Annotated in this window: 15 protein-coding genes; 9 read left to right on the top strand and 6 right to left on the bottom strand. The window is 64.0% G+C overall.

Features of this window, described 5'->3' with window-relative positions:
* Positions 1-31: 31 nt before the first annotated feature.
* Positions 32-760, bottom strand: coding sequence for a pyridoxamine 5'-phosphate oxidase family protein (locus XI06_RS12035; protein ID WP_237859388.1), 729 nt, complete (start codon positions 758-760; stop codon positions 32-34).
* An 84-nt stretch (positions 761-844) separates the two neighbouring features.
* On the opposite strand from XI06_RS12035, the gene pdxR reads away from it, so the two are divergent.
* Both pdxR and XI06_RS12025 read left to right on the top strand, forming a co-directional pair.
* Positions 845-2308, top strand: coding sequence for a MocR-like pyridoxine biosynthesis transcription factor PdxR (gene pdxR / locus XI06_RS12030; protein ID WP_271605375.1), 1464 nt, complete (start codon positions 845-847; stop codon positions 2306-2308).
* A 68-nt stretch (positions 2309-2376) separates the two neighbouring features.
* Positions 2377-2634 carry a DUF6719 family protein gene (locus tag XI06_RS12025; protein WP_237858229.1) on the top strand — a complete coding sequence of 86 codons (258 nt, stop codon included), beginning with the start codon at positions 2377-2379 and terminating at the stop codon, positions 2632-2634.
* Positions 2635-2718: 84 nt separating this feature from the next.
* Here the strand turns inward: XI06_RS12025 and XI06_RS12020 are convergent, their stop codons facing one another.
* Positions 2719-3084, bottom strand: a complete 366-nt coding sequence (locus tag XI06_RS12020; RefSeq protein ID WP_237858230.1) for a hypothetical protein — start codon at positions 3082-3084, stop codon at positions 2719-2721.
* Positions 3085-3121: 37 nt separating this feature from the next.
* On the bottom strand, positions 3122-3286 hold the full coding sequence (locus XI06_RS12015) for a hypothetical protein (RefSeq protein ID WP_237869340.1): 165 nt from the start codon (positions 3284-3286) through the stop codon (positions 3122-3124).
* On the opposite strand from XI06_RS12015, the gene XI06_RS12010 reads away from it, so the two are divergent.
* On the top strand, positions 3285-3476 hold the full coding sequence (locus XI06_RS12010; RefSeq protein ID WP_271605374.1) for a hypothetical protein: 192 nt from the start codon (positions 3285-3287) through the stop codon (positions 3474-3476). The genes XI06_RS12015 and XI06_RS12010 overlap by 2 nt on opposite strands.
* Positions 3477-3696: 220 nt before the next feature.
* Positions 3697-3894, top strand: a complete 198-nt coding sequence (locus XI06_RS12005) for a hypothetical protein (protein ID WP_271605373.1) — start codon at positions 3697-3699, stop codon at positions 3892-3894.
* Between the two features lie 11 nt (positions 3895-3905).
* Here the strand turns inward: XI06_RS12005 and XI06_RS12000 are convergent, their stop codons facing one another.
* Entirely contained in the window at positions 3906-4454 is a 549-nt protein-coding gene (locus XI06_RS12000; RefSeq protein ID WP_237858236.1) for a CreA family protein, read from the bottom strand.
* 208 nt (positions 4455-4662) lie between these two features.
* Between XI06_RS12000 and XI06_RS11995 the strand changes: the two genes are divergently transcribed.
* From XI06_RS11995 to XI06_RS11980, 4 genes are all read left to right on the top strand, one after another.
* A complete protein-coding gene (locus XI06_RS11995; RefSeq protein WP_271605372.1) occupies positions 4663-6411 on the top strand; it encodes a L,D-transpeptidase in 1749 nt (582 codons plus the stop codon).
* A gap of 87 nt (positions 6412-6498) precedes the next feature.
* Positions 6499-7068 (top strand): glutathione peroxidase, encoded by a 570-nt coding sequence (locus tag XI06_RS11990; RefSeq protein ID WP_271605371.1) that lies wholly within the window; start codon positions 6499-6501, stop codon positions 7066-7068.
* A 164-nt stretch (positions 7069-7232) separates the two neighbouring features.
* Positions 7233-8252 carry a polysaccharide deacetylase family protein gene (locus XI06_RS11985; RefSeq protein ID WP_237858240.1) on the top strand — a complete coding sequence of 340 codons (1020 nt, stop codon included), beginning with the start codon at positions 7233-7235 and terminating at the stop codon, positions 8250-8252.
* Positions 8253-8259: 7 nt separating this feature from the next.
* Complete coding sequence (locus tag XI06_RS11980) at positions 8260-8817, top strand: dihydrofolate reductase (protein ID WP_271605370.1); 558 nt, start codon at positions 8260-8262, stop codon at positions 8815-8817.
* 124 nt (positions 8818-8941) lie between these two features.
* On the opposite strand, the gene XI06_RS11975 is transcribed toward XI06_RS11980, so the two are convergent.
* On the bottom strand, positions 8942-9394 hold the full coding sequence (locus XI06_RS11975; RefSeq protein ID WP_237858244.1) for a DoxX family protein: 453 nt from the start codon (positions 9392-9394) through the stop codon (positions 8942-8944).
* Between the two features lie 305 nt (positions 9395-9699).
* Positions 9700-12012, bottom strand: a complete 2313-nt coding sequence (locus XI06_RS11970) for an NADP-dependent malic enzyme (protein WP_237858246.1) — start codon at positions 12010-12012, stop codon at positions 9700-9702.
* 246 nt (positions 12013-12258) lie between these two features.
* Between XI06_RS11970 and XI06_RS11965 the strand changes: the two genes are divergently transcribed.
* Positions 12259-14235: a hypothetical protein gene (locus tag XI06_RS11965; RefSeq protein ID WP_271605369.1), complete on the top strand. Its 1977-nt coding sequence runs from the start codon at positions 12259-12261 to the stop codon at positions 14233-14235.
* The last annotated feature ends 117 nt before the right edge of the window (positions 14236-14352 follow it).

Below are 14352 nucleotides of genomic sequence, written 5' to 3'. Positions count from 1 at the left end.
TTGATCGAGGGTGCGCGCAAGCTAGCCGATTTCAGCCGTTCGGGTACTCCACAAAATATGCATCCCGCAATGCATCTTCGAGCAGGCGGCCCTCGGAATAGACATTCAGCGTCGCGGGCCGGCTGACGCCATCGAGCAGCCGCGGGCATGGTTCCGGCGCCCCAAGAACGGTGCGGACCGGAATGCGCTCGGCATAGATCGGCAATTCATAGTCCTCATCGTCGTCGGCGACACCCTTGGCGCGGACTTTTGCAGAGGCCTCCTCGATCTCCATCGCGATGAAGGAGGTCGCCTTGATCTCCTGGACATTGCTGGCGCGCAGGCTCGCGGTGCGATCCGGGAAGAAGCGGTCGACCATCGCGACCACCGCGCGCTCCTTCTCCACGGGATCGGTGACGAGATAGGCGGTGCCAAACGCCATCACTGCGCGGTAATCGGCGGAGTGATTGAAGCCGCAGCGCGCCAGCACAAGGCTGTCGAGATGGGCGACCGTCAGGCACACGCGCTCACCTTTGGCCTGGTTGCGCAACATGCGGCTGGCACTCGAGCCGTGCCAGTAGAGCTTGGTCCCCTCGCGCCAGAAGAAGGTCGGCGTGCAATAGGGCTGGCCGTCGATCACGTAGGAGACGTGGCACATCATCGAGGAATCCAGAATGCGGTGAACGGTGGCGTGATCGTAGAAGCCGCGGTCGTGCCGGCGCTTCACCTGGTTGCGCGCTGACGTCGGATAGGACGCTTGATAGGACTTTTGGCTTTCGATCTGGCTCACGGCCGCTCCTGTCGCATCGGGAACACTTCCAAGCTAGTTGTAGCGTCGCATTTGGTCTGCGATAGTGCCAATTCCATGCGAAAAATTCCGACCAATTCTCCCGGGAAAGCCGAGCTGCCGCTCGATCTCACCGGCCCGCACATCACAGCCGGCGCGTCCTCGGCACACCGGCTGTACCAGGCCCTGTGCGAGATGATCGTCTCTGGTCTCGTCAAACCTGGCGAGCCGCTGCCGCCCTCGCGGAGGCTGGCGAAGCAGACCGGCTTTCGACGCAACGCGGTGGTCACGGCTTACGAGCGCCTGATCGCCGACGGATTCGCACAAGCAACCGTCGGCTCCGGCACGTTCGTGGCGACACGCATCCCGGCACGCGCCGCCGCGACCAGGAAGCCGAAGGTGACTGTCGAAACGCCGAAACAAGGCGCACTTTCGCTCGGCTGCACCCATATCGACGAGCGCGCGGTGCAACGTTTTCGGGCCTTCGTCGGCCGACGGATGCGCGCCTTTGGCAGCGAACACCTGCATTACGGCGACCCGCGCGGCAGCCGCGAATTGCGCGTCGCGATCGCCGATCATCTGCTATCGGCGCGTGGGCTGCGCTGCGACCCCGACCAGATCATGCTCACCTCTGGCACGCTGCATACGCTGCGCATCGTGCTGGGCGCTCTCTTGAAACCGAACGATCAAGTCTGGTGCGAGGACCCGGGCTATCCCACCGCGCGCAAGACCATCGCGCAGTGCGGTTACCGCACCGTGCCCGTTCCCGTTGACGCGCACGGAATGCAAGTCGCAAGGGGCAGCACCACCGCGCCACACGCACGCGCGGCCTATGTGACGCCGTCGCATCAGTTTCCTCTGGGCGTGCAGATGTCGATGCCGCGGCGGCTTGAGCTGCTGGACTGGGCGAAGCAGGCCGGCGCCTTTGTTTTCGAGGACGATTACGACAGCGAGTTCCGTTACGACGGCGCGCCGCTGATGTCGCTTGCCGGCATCGATCATCTGCAGCGCGTGATCTACATGGGCACCTTCGCCAAGACGCTGTTTCCGGGCCTGCGCATCGGCTATTGCGCTCTGCCCGAGCGCCTGATTGCAGACGTCACGACCGCGCGCGCCGCGCTCGATCGCTTTCCTGCCACACTGATGGAGGGCGCAGTCGCCGACATGCTTAACTCAGGCGCATTCGCCGCGAATCTGAGGCGCGTGCGAAAGCTTTATCGTGAGGCACGCGATGCGCTGGCCGAGACGCTCGAAGCCGCGTCAGATGGTGTGCTGTCGGTCCCGGTGCCGTCGCAGGGCCTTCATCTCGTGGCGCGGTTCGATCCATCGGTTGCCCCCGCGGTCGCAGCTGAGGCGAAGCAGGCCGCAGGCGCGGAAGGTTGGCTGCTCGCCGACACCTATGCGCGGGCGCGGCCCCTGCCCGGTTTCGTGCTGGGATTTTCAGGGCATGCGGTTCCACAACTCGTCGCCGCCGCCGAACGCCTCGCGAAGGAAGCGCGGGCCAGATTACGCACCAAGGGCCATCAGGCCCGGCGGGCCTGACAAAGGTTCACTATCAAAATCAGAGCCTGCTGCTAAACATCGCGGAATCGATTCCGGGATCTCTCATCATGTCACTTGTCGTCTCACTCGGCCGCGCAGCCTGCGTCGCGCTCCTGATCTCCTCCGCGCTTGCCCCTGCGGCCTACGCGACCACGGTTGGACGTGAACAGGATATCGTCGATCTCAAGCTCGGCCAGCGCGTGCAGGTGGATGACGGGACCTGCCCAGCCGGACAGGTCAAGGAAGTGCGCGGCTCGAAGATGACGGACAAGGGCGTCGCGCGGACAGCATCCTGCGTGCCGCGGTTCGGTCCGAAGTCGAGGTGACGAGCATGATCCGGACCCGAAGGGCCGCGTTAGCGCAAAGTGTGAAGCGGTTTTCCGACGAGATCATGCTCAAACAATAGACCCTTAGGACTTCGCCGGGTCGAACATGCACTGCAAGGTCGGCTTGGCGATCTTGGTGAAGGTCGCGCCGATCTCGCCTTGCTTTGCCGCCGGCACCCAATCGGTCTCGATCGTGGGAACGCCTGTCTCGCTGATGCCGCGCAGCAGCGCCTCGCGCAGGTCGCGATCCTCAACGACGGCAGCCGCATGATCATGCAGGCAGCCGCAGACCTCTTCCGGATGTTCCCAGCGCCCGAGCATGCGCGGCGCACATTGCCTCACGAACTCCGTGCGCGGATCCGGCAACCGGCTCGGTGAGCGCACCTGAGCCTGAGCGGAGCTGATGGTCAGAAGGGACAAAAACACCGCGGCGCAGAAACGAAGGTACATGATGGCGCCTTTGCGGGCTGATTTTCTCGTTGGGGGATCAGAGGCGCGTCGCAAGGACGATCGGCTGCGGCGCCGTGGTGGTGATCGGCGAGCCGCTGTACTGGAAAGTCCCGATGCCGGGCAGATTGCCGTCCGGTGCTCCGGCGAGCGAGGAACCGGCGAGCACGAAACCGAAAGCGAGGATGAAGCTGAGCGCGCGCATGGATTTGTCTCCGAATTGCGTGGCCGGCGGTGCTGCCGTCGTCGTTGTCACCCTGATAACCATCAGCGGTTTCTCCCGTGATGCGCCCAAAGCCCAAAATGGTTTCGTTCCCGATCAGAATTGTTTCGTCGCCCGCGGCGCGACGAAACAATCTGCCGAAAACATCAATCATTTCAGATGGGGCGCTTGAGGGTTTGAACCTCGATGAGAACGACCATCCACACCACTCGAGGCGAAGCGGTCATCTCGGCGACGTCAGCGCTTCACATGCATTTTACGGTTTTCTGCTGAAGAGGTCGGCAAACGAGGGCCGGTCCCGCCGATGAACCCAGAATCGATCGGACGCGACCGAAGCCTTCGAAACCGAACGGCCCGTCATTATCAGGGCACATAGTTGAGGGATGGCCATCATGATCGCGCAAGATCGCGCAACGGTGCGCGACGCGGCGCAGCCTACGGACCGCGCCGATCGGCTGACCGGCGACCGCCCCGGCGCGATGGCGCTGCAATCAGGACGCGGCTACGAGGCCGCGCCCCAGGCGTTCGTGCGGCTGAGCGGCTCGCACCTCGTCAAACCGCGGTTGAAGCGCGATCACAATACTGAGTGAACGCAAGTGCGTCACTGAGTGAAGAAGTCGCCACACTTCTGGACGTTTGCGTCAGCCGGTCCCCACGGCATGATCGGCACCGTCGAGGTCGAGTTCTTCGGCGATCCCTCGATCAGCTTGTCCGAATAGACCATGTAGACCAGCACATTGCGCTTGGCGTCGCAGCCGCGCACGATCTGCATCTTCTTGAAGAAGAGCGATCGGCGCCTGCGGAACATGTCGTCGCCCTGCTCCATCTTGTCCTTGAACTTGATCGGGCCGACCTGGCGGCAGGCGAGCGAGATGTCCGAGACCTCCTCGGCAAGTCCCAGCCAGCCCTTGAAGCCCCCCTTCTCCGGCACCGTGAAATGACAGGCCACGCCCTCGACCTCGGGGTCGTCGAGGCCATAGGTCGCGAGCCTGTCATTCGGGCTCATCCATTTGAACACGGTGGAGCGGCGGAAGATCAGATCGGGCTCGTCGGCGGCCGATGCGGAAGCCAGAGGGATGACCAGAGCCAGGAGCAATAAAGCAAGGCCTTTCAAGCGGATGCCGGAAAGACCGGGGAAACGAGATGACATGAAGTTCTCCGGTAACAAGTCCCAGCAATGTAGGCACGGAAGGTCCCGTCAGGAAGATGACGGCAGGCGGGCACGGCCGCCGTTTACCGCTCTGTGAGGCTTTTTTGTTACGTCTTGAACAAAAGTAGCGGACGGCAGAACCGCCATGCTGGTGAACGCGTATCCCCTCTGCGACACTAACATCTGATTTGGATTGTGGATTCGAGGAATGAATAGCGTGAACGGGTCCCCCTTTTCGGCCGCGCCGGTAAGGCTGTGGCAGGTCGCGATTTTGGCGGCGGCGGGTGCGATCGGAACAGCGAGCCAGGCGGAAGCAGCGTTCTATTATTATCCGGACTACTCGGGCGCGTCCTACTACGCCCCGCAACAGCGGTATCCGGCGGAGCTGCGACAGAAGCCGCAGAAGCGCGGCTCGGCGGCCAAGAAAAAGGACGAGGCGCTCGTCGAGAAAGAGACCGGCGCCAAGCCGCAAGGCCCGCTCGTCATCGTCGTCTCGATCGAGCGGCAGAAGGTGACGATCTACGATTCCAACGGCGTGTTCGCGGAGTCGCCGGTGTCGACCGGCATGAAGGGCCACTCGACGCCGATGGGTGTGTTCAGCGTCATCCAGAAGCACAAATTCCACCACTCCAACATCTACAGCGGCGCGCCGATGCCGTACATGCAGCGGATCACCTGGTCCGGCGTCGCCATGCATGCCGGCGTGCTGCCGGGCTATCCGGCCTCGCACGGCTGCATCCGCATGCCGATGGCGTTCGCGGTGAAGATGTGGAACTGGACCAAGATGGGCGCGCGCGTGATCGTCTCGCCCGGCCAGATGACGCCGCAAAGCTTCTCGCACCCGATGCTCGCTTCGCTGCGCGTCCCGCCGCAGCCCGCAGCAAGCCTCGAGCCGACGACGAGCGTCGGCGACAAGGCGGACAAGGCGGACAAGGGCGCGCCTGACACCAGGGTCACGGATGCGAAGCCTGTCGAGACCATATCTTTCGAGAAGACCGCCAGCGCCGACGGCGTGCTCGAGCTGCGCTCGACGGTCGGCCACACCGTGATGTCGGATGTGACTACCGGAAATGCACCGGTTCGCGAGGAAGCGGCCAAGACCGACCCCAAGTCTGACGAGGCCTCCGAGCCGGCCAAGCAGCCTGAGACGGTTTCGAAGACGGACGACGCCGCCAAGCCCGCCGATGCGGCGAGCACCGAAGCAAAGCCCACTGACGTTGCGGACGCTCCCAAGACGACGTCGGACGAGAAACCGGCCGACAAGGTCGAGGCGGCAAAGTCCGAACAGTCCGAGCCTGCGAAGGTCGAGGCGCCGAAGGCGGAAGCGGTTGTGGACCCCGTCAAGTCCGAGCCGGTCAAGGCCGATACGGCAGAGACCGAGAAGAAGCCCGACGCGCCTGTGACCGCAACGGCACCAGCGCAAGCTGCTTCGCCGGATGCGAAGAAAGACCAGACCCGTGTCGCCGATCCCGCGCCTTCCGTGAAGCCGGACCTGCCGAAGCGGACCGGTCAGATCGCGGTGTTCATCAGCCGCAAGGACTCCAAGCTCTATGTGCGGCAGAACTTTGCGCCGCTGTTCGATGTGCCCGTCACGATCGCGGCAAGCGATCGGCCGCTCGGGACCCATGTCTTCACGGCCGAGGTCGACAAGTCCGACTCGAATGCGCTGCATTGGTCGGTGGTGTCGCTGCCCGTCGCCGTCCGCGCCGCCGCGCGCGACGAGGATGGTCACGTGGTGCGCCGGCAGCGTGGCGCTGCCGTGATCCCCGTTGCCGCAAAGCCTGTCATCACGCCTGATAGCCCGGCCGAGGCACTGGATCGCATCACGATCCCGGCCGACGCCATGGCGAAGATCAACGAGATGCTCACCACCGGCGGCTCGGTGATCGTGTCCGACCAGGGCATCAACCAGGGCGAGACCGGCGAAGGCACCGACTTCATCGTCCGCCTGTACTGAGCCTGTGTCGCGATAACGCGGTGTTGAGCAGGCCAGTCGCAACGGCGGGGTAAGCTCCGCCCCGGATCACATCCGTGGGACACCGCCATGTTGAACCGCAGAACCGTCATCACCACTGCGCTGCTCGCAGCAGCCACATCGGCAACGCGCGTGCGGGCCGATGGCGGCATGAGCCGGATCCCGGCTTACGCCTTTTCATTCCCCGCTTTGTCCGGTGACGACATCAGGCTCGCCGCCTTCACCGGTAAACCGCTGCTGGTCGTCAACACGGCCTCGCTGTGCGGTTACACGCCACAATATGCCGGGCTGCAGGAGCTTTGGACCGAGTTTCACGCGCGCGGCCTTACCGTGATCGGCGTGCCCTCCAATGATTTCGGCGGCCAGGAGCCTGGCGGCACCAGCGAGATCTCGGAGACCGCGCACCACCAATACGGAGTTACCTTCCCGATTGCGGCTAAGGCGGTCGTGACAGGGGCGAAGGCCCATCCCTTCTACAAATGGGCGGCCGAGGCGCGGCCGAAGGAGGTTCCGAAGTGGAACTTCCACAAATACCTGATCGGCCGCGACGGTTATATCGCCGAGGTGTTTCCTTCAGCCGTGGAGCCGGCCGACACGCGCGTCAAAACCGCGATAGCCCGGGCATTGGCCGATAGTTGATGGGCCGGCGGCAACGCGGTTGGGCACAATTGCGGCGAAGCGCCAAACAGCCGTTGCAATGGCGATGGAGCACCATCTAGGCTAAGATGGTGAGGGGCAGGAAGGGTTCGGCCGGAGGCGAAAAGCCACGGCGGACCAACGGGATCAATCTCGAGGACAACACCATGCGTGTGGCGGCAAAACTGATTTTGGCAAGCGCGATGTCTGTTGCGCTGACAGGCGCGGCATGGTCGCAGACCCCTGCCGCAAAACCCGCAGCCGCCACCCAGGCCGCGCCCGCAGCAGCACCGGCCGCAGCCGCAGCTCCAGCAGCCGCTGCCCCCGCGGCAGCTGCTGCGCAACCGAGCGCAGCCTTCCCGCCCCCGCCGCAACAGGCGCCGCAGCCGGCGCGCGCCGCCTGCAACAATCCGAACGCGCTGGGCGTCGCCCGCACCGTGGAGATCGACACGACAGGCGGCCCCGGCTTCGGCTTCGAGCATTTCAAGGAGCTCGACTTCCTGCGCGACAAGGAGGTCGTCCTGACCTTCGACGACGGTCCCTGGCCGCGCAACACGCCTGCCGTGCTGAAGGCGCTCGCCGACCAATGCACCACCGGCATTTTCTTCTCGATCGGCAAGCACGCCACCTACGAGCCGGAGATCCTGAAGCAGGTCTACGCGGCCGGTCACGTCATCGGCACCCACACCTGGTCGCACGCCAACCTCAACGACAAGAAGCTGAACGAAGCGCAGCGCAAGGACGAGATCGAGAAGGGCATCAGCGCCGTGAAATGGGCGCTCGGCGGCATCTCGCCGGCCGCGTTCTTCCGCTTCCCGGCGCTGCAACATCCGCCGGAGATGGTCACCTATCTCGGCAACCGCAATGTTGCGATCTTCTCCTGCGACATCGACTCCTTCGACTTCAAGGCCTCGAAGCCCGAGAAGGTGATCGAGACCGTGATGAAGAAGCTCGAGAACAAGGGCAAGGGCATCATCCTGATGCACGACTTCCAGAAGCACACGGCGGAAGCGCTGCCCGAGCTTCTGAACCGCCTCAAGGCCGGCGGCTACAAGATCGTGGCGATGCGCGCCAAGGCGCCGGTCGCTTCGCTCCCCGAATACGACCAAGAGCTGATGAAGGACGTCAAGCTGCCGACGGTCAGCACGCGCCCGGTCAATTCCGTGGTGACGACCGTTTCCGAATAGTCGTCATTTGTCGTTCCATTTCGAAGGCTACGTCATCGTCTCGGCGGACGGCATGCTTGCCGACGCCAGCCATGTCATGCCCAACAGTCTGAAGTTCGAAGGCGACAAGCTGTTCTTCGAGCAGGCGCTCGATGGCGCCGCGCTGATCGTGCACGGCCGCAACTCGCACGAGGGGCAGCCGAACTCGCCCAAGCGCAAGCGGCTGATCCTGACCCGCAAGATCAAGGCCCTCACCGTCGATCCCGAGATGCCAAACGCGACGCTGTGGAATCCGGACTATTCGAGCTTCGCGGAGGCCTGCGCGTTTGCCGATGTCGCCTCGGGGCGGGTCGCGATCATTGGCGGCCCCGTGGTGTTCGACATGTTCATGGACCGCTACGACACCTTCTGGCTGTCGGAAGCCCCCCATGTGCAGTTGCCCGGCGGAGAGGGCTGCTTCGTCGATGTGCCCAGACGGACGCCGCACGAGGTGCTGACGTCACACGGGATGACCCCAGGCACGCCTTACATGCTCGACGCAACGCATGACGTCACGGTCACGCCGTGGCGGCGGCCTAGAGCGTGATCCGGAAAAGTGTGAAGCGGTTTTCCCTCGCGACAAACGCGGAACGCGTTTGCGCGGAGATCATGCTCAAACAAAGAGCTAAAGCGCGATGAGGATTCAACCCAATCTCATCGCGCTTTAGCGCTCAAACGTCCCCGTAAGCCGTCTCGGCCGAGCGCGTCGCGCGGCCATAGCCCATGATCATGAACAGCGCGCCGATGATCGAAAGATTCTTCAGCGCGTCGATCACCACCGCGGCGTTCTCAGGCGCAGTCTGGTTCCAGAAATCGGAGAACAGGACGGTCGACACCGCGATGTAGATCACCATCAGCATTGCGAAGAAACGCGCGCCGAAATTCAGTGCGATCATCAGGCCTGCGACGATCTCGAGCCCGCCGATCGCAATCGCCAGGAGCTGCGGCGTGGTCATCGCGGTCGCCGTCTCGACCTGCTTGGCGTAGGGCGCGATCACATCGGGCACCACGATCTTGCCGGCAATGAAATCGGCCGTCGCCTGGATGGCGATGAGCTTGGTCGCGCCCGTGTAGATGAACAGCACGGCGAACAGGATCCGCCCGAAAGTCACGAACGCTGGCATGGTCGGCCCCTTGGCAAATGCTGAGCACGGAACGCGCTTCTAGGATTATGAAGAGTCCGTTTGCGGTTTTCAAACGGGGAAATGGGAAACTGAAAGTTATTCAAGAATGGTGGGGTGGCTGCTCCCTCTCCCCGTTGTTACGGGGCCACGACGGGCTTCGCTCGCGCTGCGAGGGTTGGGGTGAGGGGCTGCCTCAGCAATCACGATGAGAGTGGACTCGCGGAGACTCCCCCACACCCGGACTTTGCTTCCGCAAATTCCGGCCTCTCCCCGCGCGCGGGGAGAGGCGAAGGAGGCCACCACCCTTACGTAAACAACGTCGGCTGCTGCCGCGCTGCACGCTCCTGCGCCTCCACAACCGCGACCGCCGTCATGTTGAGGATGCCGCGCGCGGTCACCGAGGGCGTGAGGATGTGGGCGGTCCGCGCCGGGCCGATCAGGATCGGGCCGACGGGCAGCGCGTCCGCCAGCGACTTGATCATCTGATAGGCGACGTTGGCGGTGTCCAGGTTCGGCATGATCATGATGTTGGCCTCGCCCTCCAGCTTGGAGTGCGGCAGAACCATGCGCCGCGCTGCGGCCGAGAGCGCGGTATCGCCCTGCATTTCGCCATCGGCCTCGATCTCCGGGTGCTTCTCCTTCAGGAGCTGGGTCGCCCGGCGCATCTTGCGCGAGGAGTCGGTGTCGTAGCTGCCGAAATCGGAGTGCGAGACGAAGGCGATCTTCGGCTTGATGGTGAAGCGCTGGACGTGGACCGCCGCGAGCGAGGCGATCTCGGCGAGCTCTTCGGCGCTCGGATTGGGCCTCACTTGGGTATCGGCGATGAAGAACGCGCCCTTGCTGGTGATCAGCAGCGCAAGCGCCGCGTAATCGCTGATGCCGGGCGAGAAGCCGACGATCTCGCGGACATGACGCAGATGGCTCATATAGCGGCCTTCGACGCCGCAGAGCATCGCGTCCGCCTCCCCGCGCGTCACGGCGAGCGCGGCGATGACAGTGTTGTTGGTGCGAACCACCGTGCGCGCCGCATCAGGCGTCACGCCGCGGCGGCCGGCGACCTCGACATAAGACTGGACATAGGAGCGATAGCGCGGATCGTCCTCGGGATTGACGAGATCGAAATCCTTGCCCGCCTTGATCGAGAGGCCGAAGCGCTTGATGCGCGCCTCCACCACCGAGGGGCGGCCGACCAGGATCGGCGTCGCCAGCTTCTCCTCCAGCACCACTTGCGTGGCGCGCAGCACGCGCTCGTCCTCGCCTTCGGCGTAGATCACGCGCACCGGCTGGGTCTTGGCCTTGGCGAACATCGGCTTCATGACGAGGCCGGAGCGGAAGGCGAAGCGCTCGAGCAGCGCGCGATATTCGTCGAAATTGGTGATCGGGCGCGTCGCGACGCCTGATTCCATCGCCGCCTTCGCCACCGCCGGCGCGATCCGCAGGATCAGCCGCGGATCAAAGGGGCTGGGGATCAGCGAGCCCGGGCCGAAGCCGCCCGTCTCGCCGGTGTCGAGGCTGCTCTGGGAGACTGCATCCGACGGCGCCTCGCGCGCGAGCTGCGCAATGGCCTCGACCGCGGCGTGCTTCATCTCCTCGTTGATGGCGCTGGCGCCGACATCGAGCGCGCCGCGGAAGATGAAGGGAAAGCACAGGACGTTGTTGACCTGGTTCGGATAGTCCGAGCGTCCGGTGCAGATCATGGCGTCGGGACGCACTTTTCGCGCTTCTTCCGGCATGATCTCAGGCGTCGGATTGGCCAGCGCCATGATCAGGGGCTTCTCGCCCATGGCCTTGGCCATCTCGGGCTTGAGCACGCCGGGTGCCGACAGGCCGATGAAGATGTCGGCGCCGCCGATGACGTCGCCGAGCGTGCGCTTGTCGGTCTTCTGCGCATAGACCGCCTTCCAGCGGTCCATCGAGGTGTTGCGGCCCTCATGCACGAGGCCGTCGATGTCGCAGACCCAGATGTTCTTGCGCTGTGCGCCCATCGACACGAGAAGGTTGAGCGTGGCGATCGCGGCGGCCCCTGCCCCCGACGCCACGATCTTGACGTCCGACAGCTTCTTGCCGTTCAGCCTGAGCCCATTGGTGATGGCAGCGGCAACGATGATCGCGGTGCCGTGCTGGTCGTCATGGAAGACCGGGATCTTCATGCGCTCCTTCAGCTGCGCCTCGATCTCGAAGCACTCCGGTCCTCGGATGTCTTCCAGATTGATGCCGCCGAAAGTCGGCTCGAGCGCAGCGACCGTCTCGACCACGCGGTCGATGGTGTCGGCGGCGATCTCGATGTCGAACACGTCGATGCCGGCGAATTTCTTGAACAGGACGGCCTTGCCCTCCATGACAGGCTTGGAGGCCAGCGGGCCGATATTGCCGAGGCCGAGCACGGCGGTGCCGTTGGAGACAACGGCGACCAGATTGGCGCGGGTGGTCAGGGTCGCGGCTTCCGCCGGGTTCTTGGCGATCTCGGTACAGGCGGCCGCAACGCCCGGAGAATAGGCAAGCGCGAGGTCGCGCTGGTTGGCCAGCGGCTTGCTCGCCTGGATCTCGAGCTTTCCGGGGCGCGGCAGACGGTGATAGGCCAGCGCCGCCTGGTGGAGATCATCAGAATAGGACGACATGCGGTCTCTTGCCTCGCGTTACCGGCCTCAAAATGCATCATCCGGAGCGGTCGTCCAAGCGGACGCTATTTCCGGGTCGTGGAAACGGGATGAAGCACGGCCGAAGGCCCGGTGGCAACATCCGATTGTGTCCCCATCAACAGGGCCATCCGTCAAATATCTGAAAGCGCTAGCTTTCCCTAGACCTTGCGACGTTTCCCAAATATGGCAGGTTGCGCAGCACACTACGAGCAACTGGAGCTGGGAATGAAGCGGATCCTGATCGGCCTGATCGTTGTAGCCGTGCTCGCCGTGGGCGGGTGGTTCGGCTTCAACGCCTATGCCAAGCACCGCGCCACCGCCGAGGTCGAGGCGGCGTTCGAGCAGATCCGCAAGCAAGGCGGCAAGGCGAGCCACGGCAAGGTCGAGTTCGATTTGCGGACGCGCACCTTGGCTATCGAAGACATCGTCATCGATCCCGGCAAGCAGCCGCAGGCGCAGGTCAGGATCGCCGGCATCAAAGGCATTGGCGTTCGCCAGGTCGACGAACTCAGGGTTTCAGCCGACAGCATCGACATCACCGACTTTGAGGTCGCGCTGGACCAGATTGGTCCGGCCAAGCTGAAGGTGTCCTACAAGCTCCCGCAGCTCACGATTCGCGACTATGCCGGTCCCGTCCACAGCAGCTGGACTGCACTGCCGGACAACTCCCTGATCGAGATGTACCGCTATGCGCTCGACCAGTATGTCGGGATCAGGGCGTCATCGCTCACGGCCCCGACCCTGACAATGACCTTCGATTCCGGCGGCTCGGCCGGCGGCAGCGGTGAGGTCACCTACTCAGGGCTGGCGATCCAGAACATCGTGCACGGCAAGGTCGACGCGATGAAAGCGGATCGCGCGACCATTTCGATCGACGTGAAGCAGCCGGGCAAGCCGGACAGGCTGACGGGCGAACTATCGAACATCGCCGTCGACGATTTCGATGCGACCGTGATCCGCGCCGCGCTCGATCCGCAGACGACGGCTGACGACAACTACCGTCGTGTCTACCGGCAGGTCTCCGCTGGCCCCTATGTGCTCAAATCGGCACAAGGGGTGCGCGTCGATATCGACAGCTTCAGCATGAGCGACATCGCCGTTCAGCCGTCGAAATTCCGCCTGGCCGACCTGTTTGCAGCGCTGCCGCAGGACAAATCAGCCCCGCCGACGCCGGCGCAAACGCGCGAGATCATGGAGAAGCTTGCCAGCTTCTACGAAGGCCTTCGCATCGGCAAGATCGAGATGGGCAAGACGTCGATGGCAACGCCGCAAGGCACGGGCAGCATCAATCTTGTCAGGTACCAGGATGGCGAATTCGCGATCGAAGGCGTCGACACGGCGTCTCCGCAGGGTCAATTCAAGATGGAGCGCTTCGCGCTGAAGTCCTTCAGCGTCGGGAACCTGATGCGCTGGGCCGCAGACCTCACGAAGAGTGCCGGGCGGCCGCCCTCGCCGGATCAAATGCTAGGGCTATTCGGCGTGCTGGCGGGTGCCGAGATCAAGGGCGTGGTTGCGCCCTTCAAGACCACCAAGAAGCTGGTCACGATCGACACGGTGAGCCTCGACTGGGGGCAGCTGGTCGGCTCGATCCCGAGCAAGGCGCACGTGGTTGCGAAATTTGTCACGCCGACCGATCCGTCCGACCCGAAGCAACTCCCGTTGATCGGCGCCGGGATCGACAAGCTCGCAATCGACCTCGATCTTGGCGCGGCGTGGACAGAACAGTCGAACAGCTTCGCCCTGGCGCCGGCGACGCTCGACATCGGAGGGATCGCAAAAGCGCAATTGGGCATCACGCTCGGCAATGTGTCGCGCGAGGTGTTTTCGACCGATCCCGCGCAGCTCATGGGCCAGGCAGCAAGGATCGAGGCCGGCGCGCTCGCGTTCGCGCTGCGTGACAATGGCGGCGTCGAAGCCGCAGCGACGCAGTACGCTCGCAGTCAGAATGTGAGCCGCGACGCCGCACGCCAGGCGCTCGCCGACAGCGTCAGGGTGCATCGGGAGGAGATCGCCTCCGCCAATCCGGATGCTGGTGCGGCGGTGGACGCCATCGCCAGCTTCATCGAGACGCCGGGCCAGACGCTCGTCATCAAGCTGACACCCCGCGCCAAGGCACCGCTGATGCAGATCATGCAACTGCTGCAGACCGATCCACAGAGCGCATTGGCGCAATTCCGGATCGAGGCGTCGACGGGGCTGTAGGGGAAAGGCGCCGCTCTCTCCCCGTCATTGCGAGGAGCCCTTGCGACGAAGCAATCCAGGATCCTTCCGCGGAAAGACTCTGGATTGCTTCGCTGCGCTCGCAATGACGATGTGGGT

It is taken from the genome of Bradyrhizobium sp. CCBAU 11434 (genome assembly GCF_028128895.1).
Lineage (GTDB): Bacteria > Pseudomonadota > Alphaproteobacteria > Rhizobiales > Xanthobacteraceae > Bradyrhizobium > Bradyrhizobium zhengyangense.
The sequence above is the reverse complement of the archived record's forward strand: the minus strand, read 5'-3'. Positions and strand labels throughout refer to the sequence as shown.

What these genes read in the sequence shown, in the direction of transcription:
- XI06_RS11990 (WP_271605371.1), top strand. Translation starts at nt 6,499, where the DNA reads ATGTTGAACCGCAGAACCGTCATCACCACTGCGCTGCTCGCAGCAGCC.
- XI06_RS12020 (WP_237858230.1), bottom strand. Translation starts at nt 3,084, where the DNA reads ATGTACCTTCGTTTCTGCGCCGCGGTGTTTTTGTCCCTTCTGACCATC.
- XI06_RS11965 (WP_271605369.1), top strand. Translation starts at nt 12,259, where the DNA reads ATGAAGCGGATCCTGATCGGCCTGATCGTTGTAGCCGTGCTCGCCGTG.
- XI06_RS11970 (WP_237858246.1), bottom strand. Translation starts at nt 12,012, where the DNA reads ATGTCGTCCTATTCTGATGATCTCCACCAGGCGGCGCTGGCCTATCAC.
- XI06_RS11995 (WP_271605372.1), top strand. Translation starts at nt 4,663, where the DNA reads ATGAATAGCGTGAACGGGTCCCCCTTTTCGGCCGCGCCGGTAAGGCTG.
- XI06_RS12005 (WP_271605373.1), top strand. Translation starts at nt 3,697, where the DNA reads ATGATCGCGCAAGATCGCGCAACGGTGCGCGACGCGGCGCAGCCTACG.
- XI06_RS11975 (WP_237858244.1), bottom strand. Translation starts at nt 9,394, where the DNA reads ATGCCAGCGTTCGTGACTTTCGGGCGGATCCTGTTCGCCGTGCTGTTC.
- XI06_RS12000 (WP_237858236.1), bottom strand. Translation starts at nt 4,454, where the DNA reads ATGTCATCTCGTTTCCCCGGTCTTTCCGGCATCCGCTTGAAAGGCCTT.
- pdxR (WP_271605375.1), top strand. Translation starts at nt 845, where the DNA reads ATGCGAAAAATTCCGACCAATTCTCCCGGGAAAGCCGAGCTGCCGCTC.
- XI06_RS12010 (WP_271605374.1), top strand. Translation starts at nt 3,285, where the DNA reads ATGGATTTGTCTCCGAATTGCGTGGCCGGCGGTGCTGCCGTCGTCGTT.
- XI06_RS12025 (WP_237858229.1), top strand. Translation starts at nt 2,377, where the DNA reads ATGTCACTTGTCGTCTCACTCGGCCGCGCAGCCTGCGTCGCGCTCCTG.
- XI06_RS12015 (WP_237869340.1), bottom strand. Translation starts at nt 3,286, where the DNA reads ATGCGCGCGCTCAGCTTCATCCTCGCTTTCGGTTTCGTGCTCGCCGGT.
- XI06_RS11985 (WP_237858240.1), top strand. Translation starts at nt 7,233, where the DNA reads ATGCGTGTGGCGGCAAAACTGATTTTGGCAAGCGCGATGTCTGTTGCG.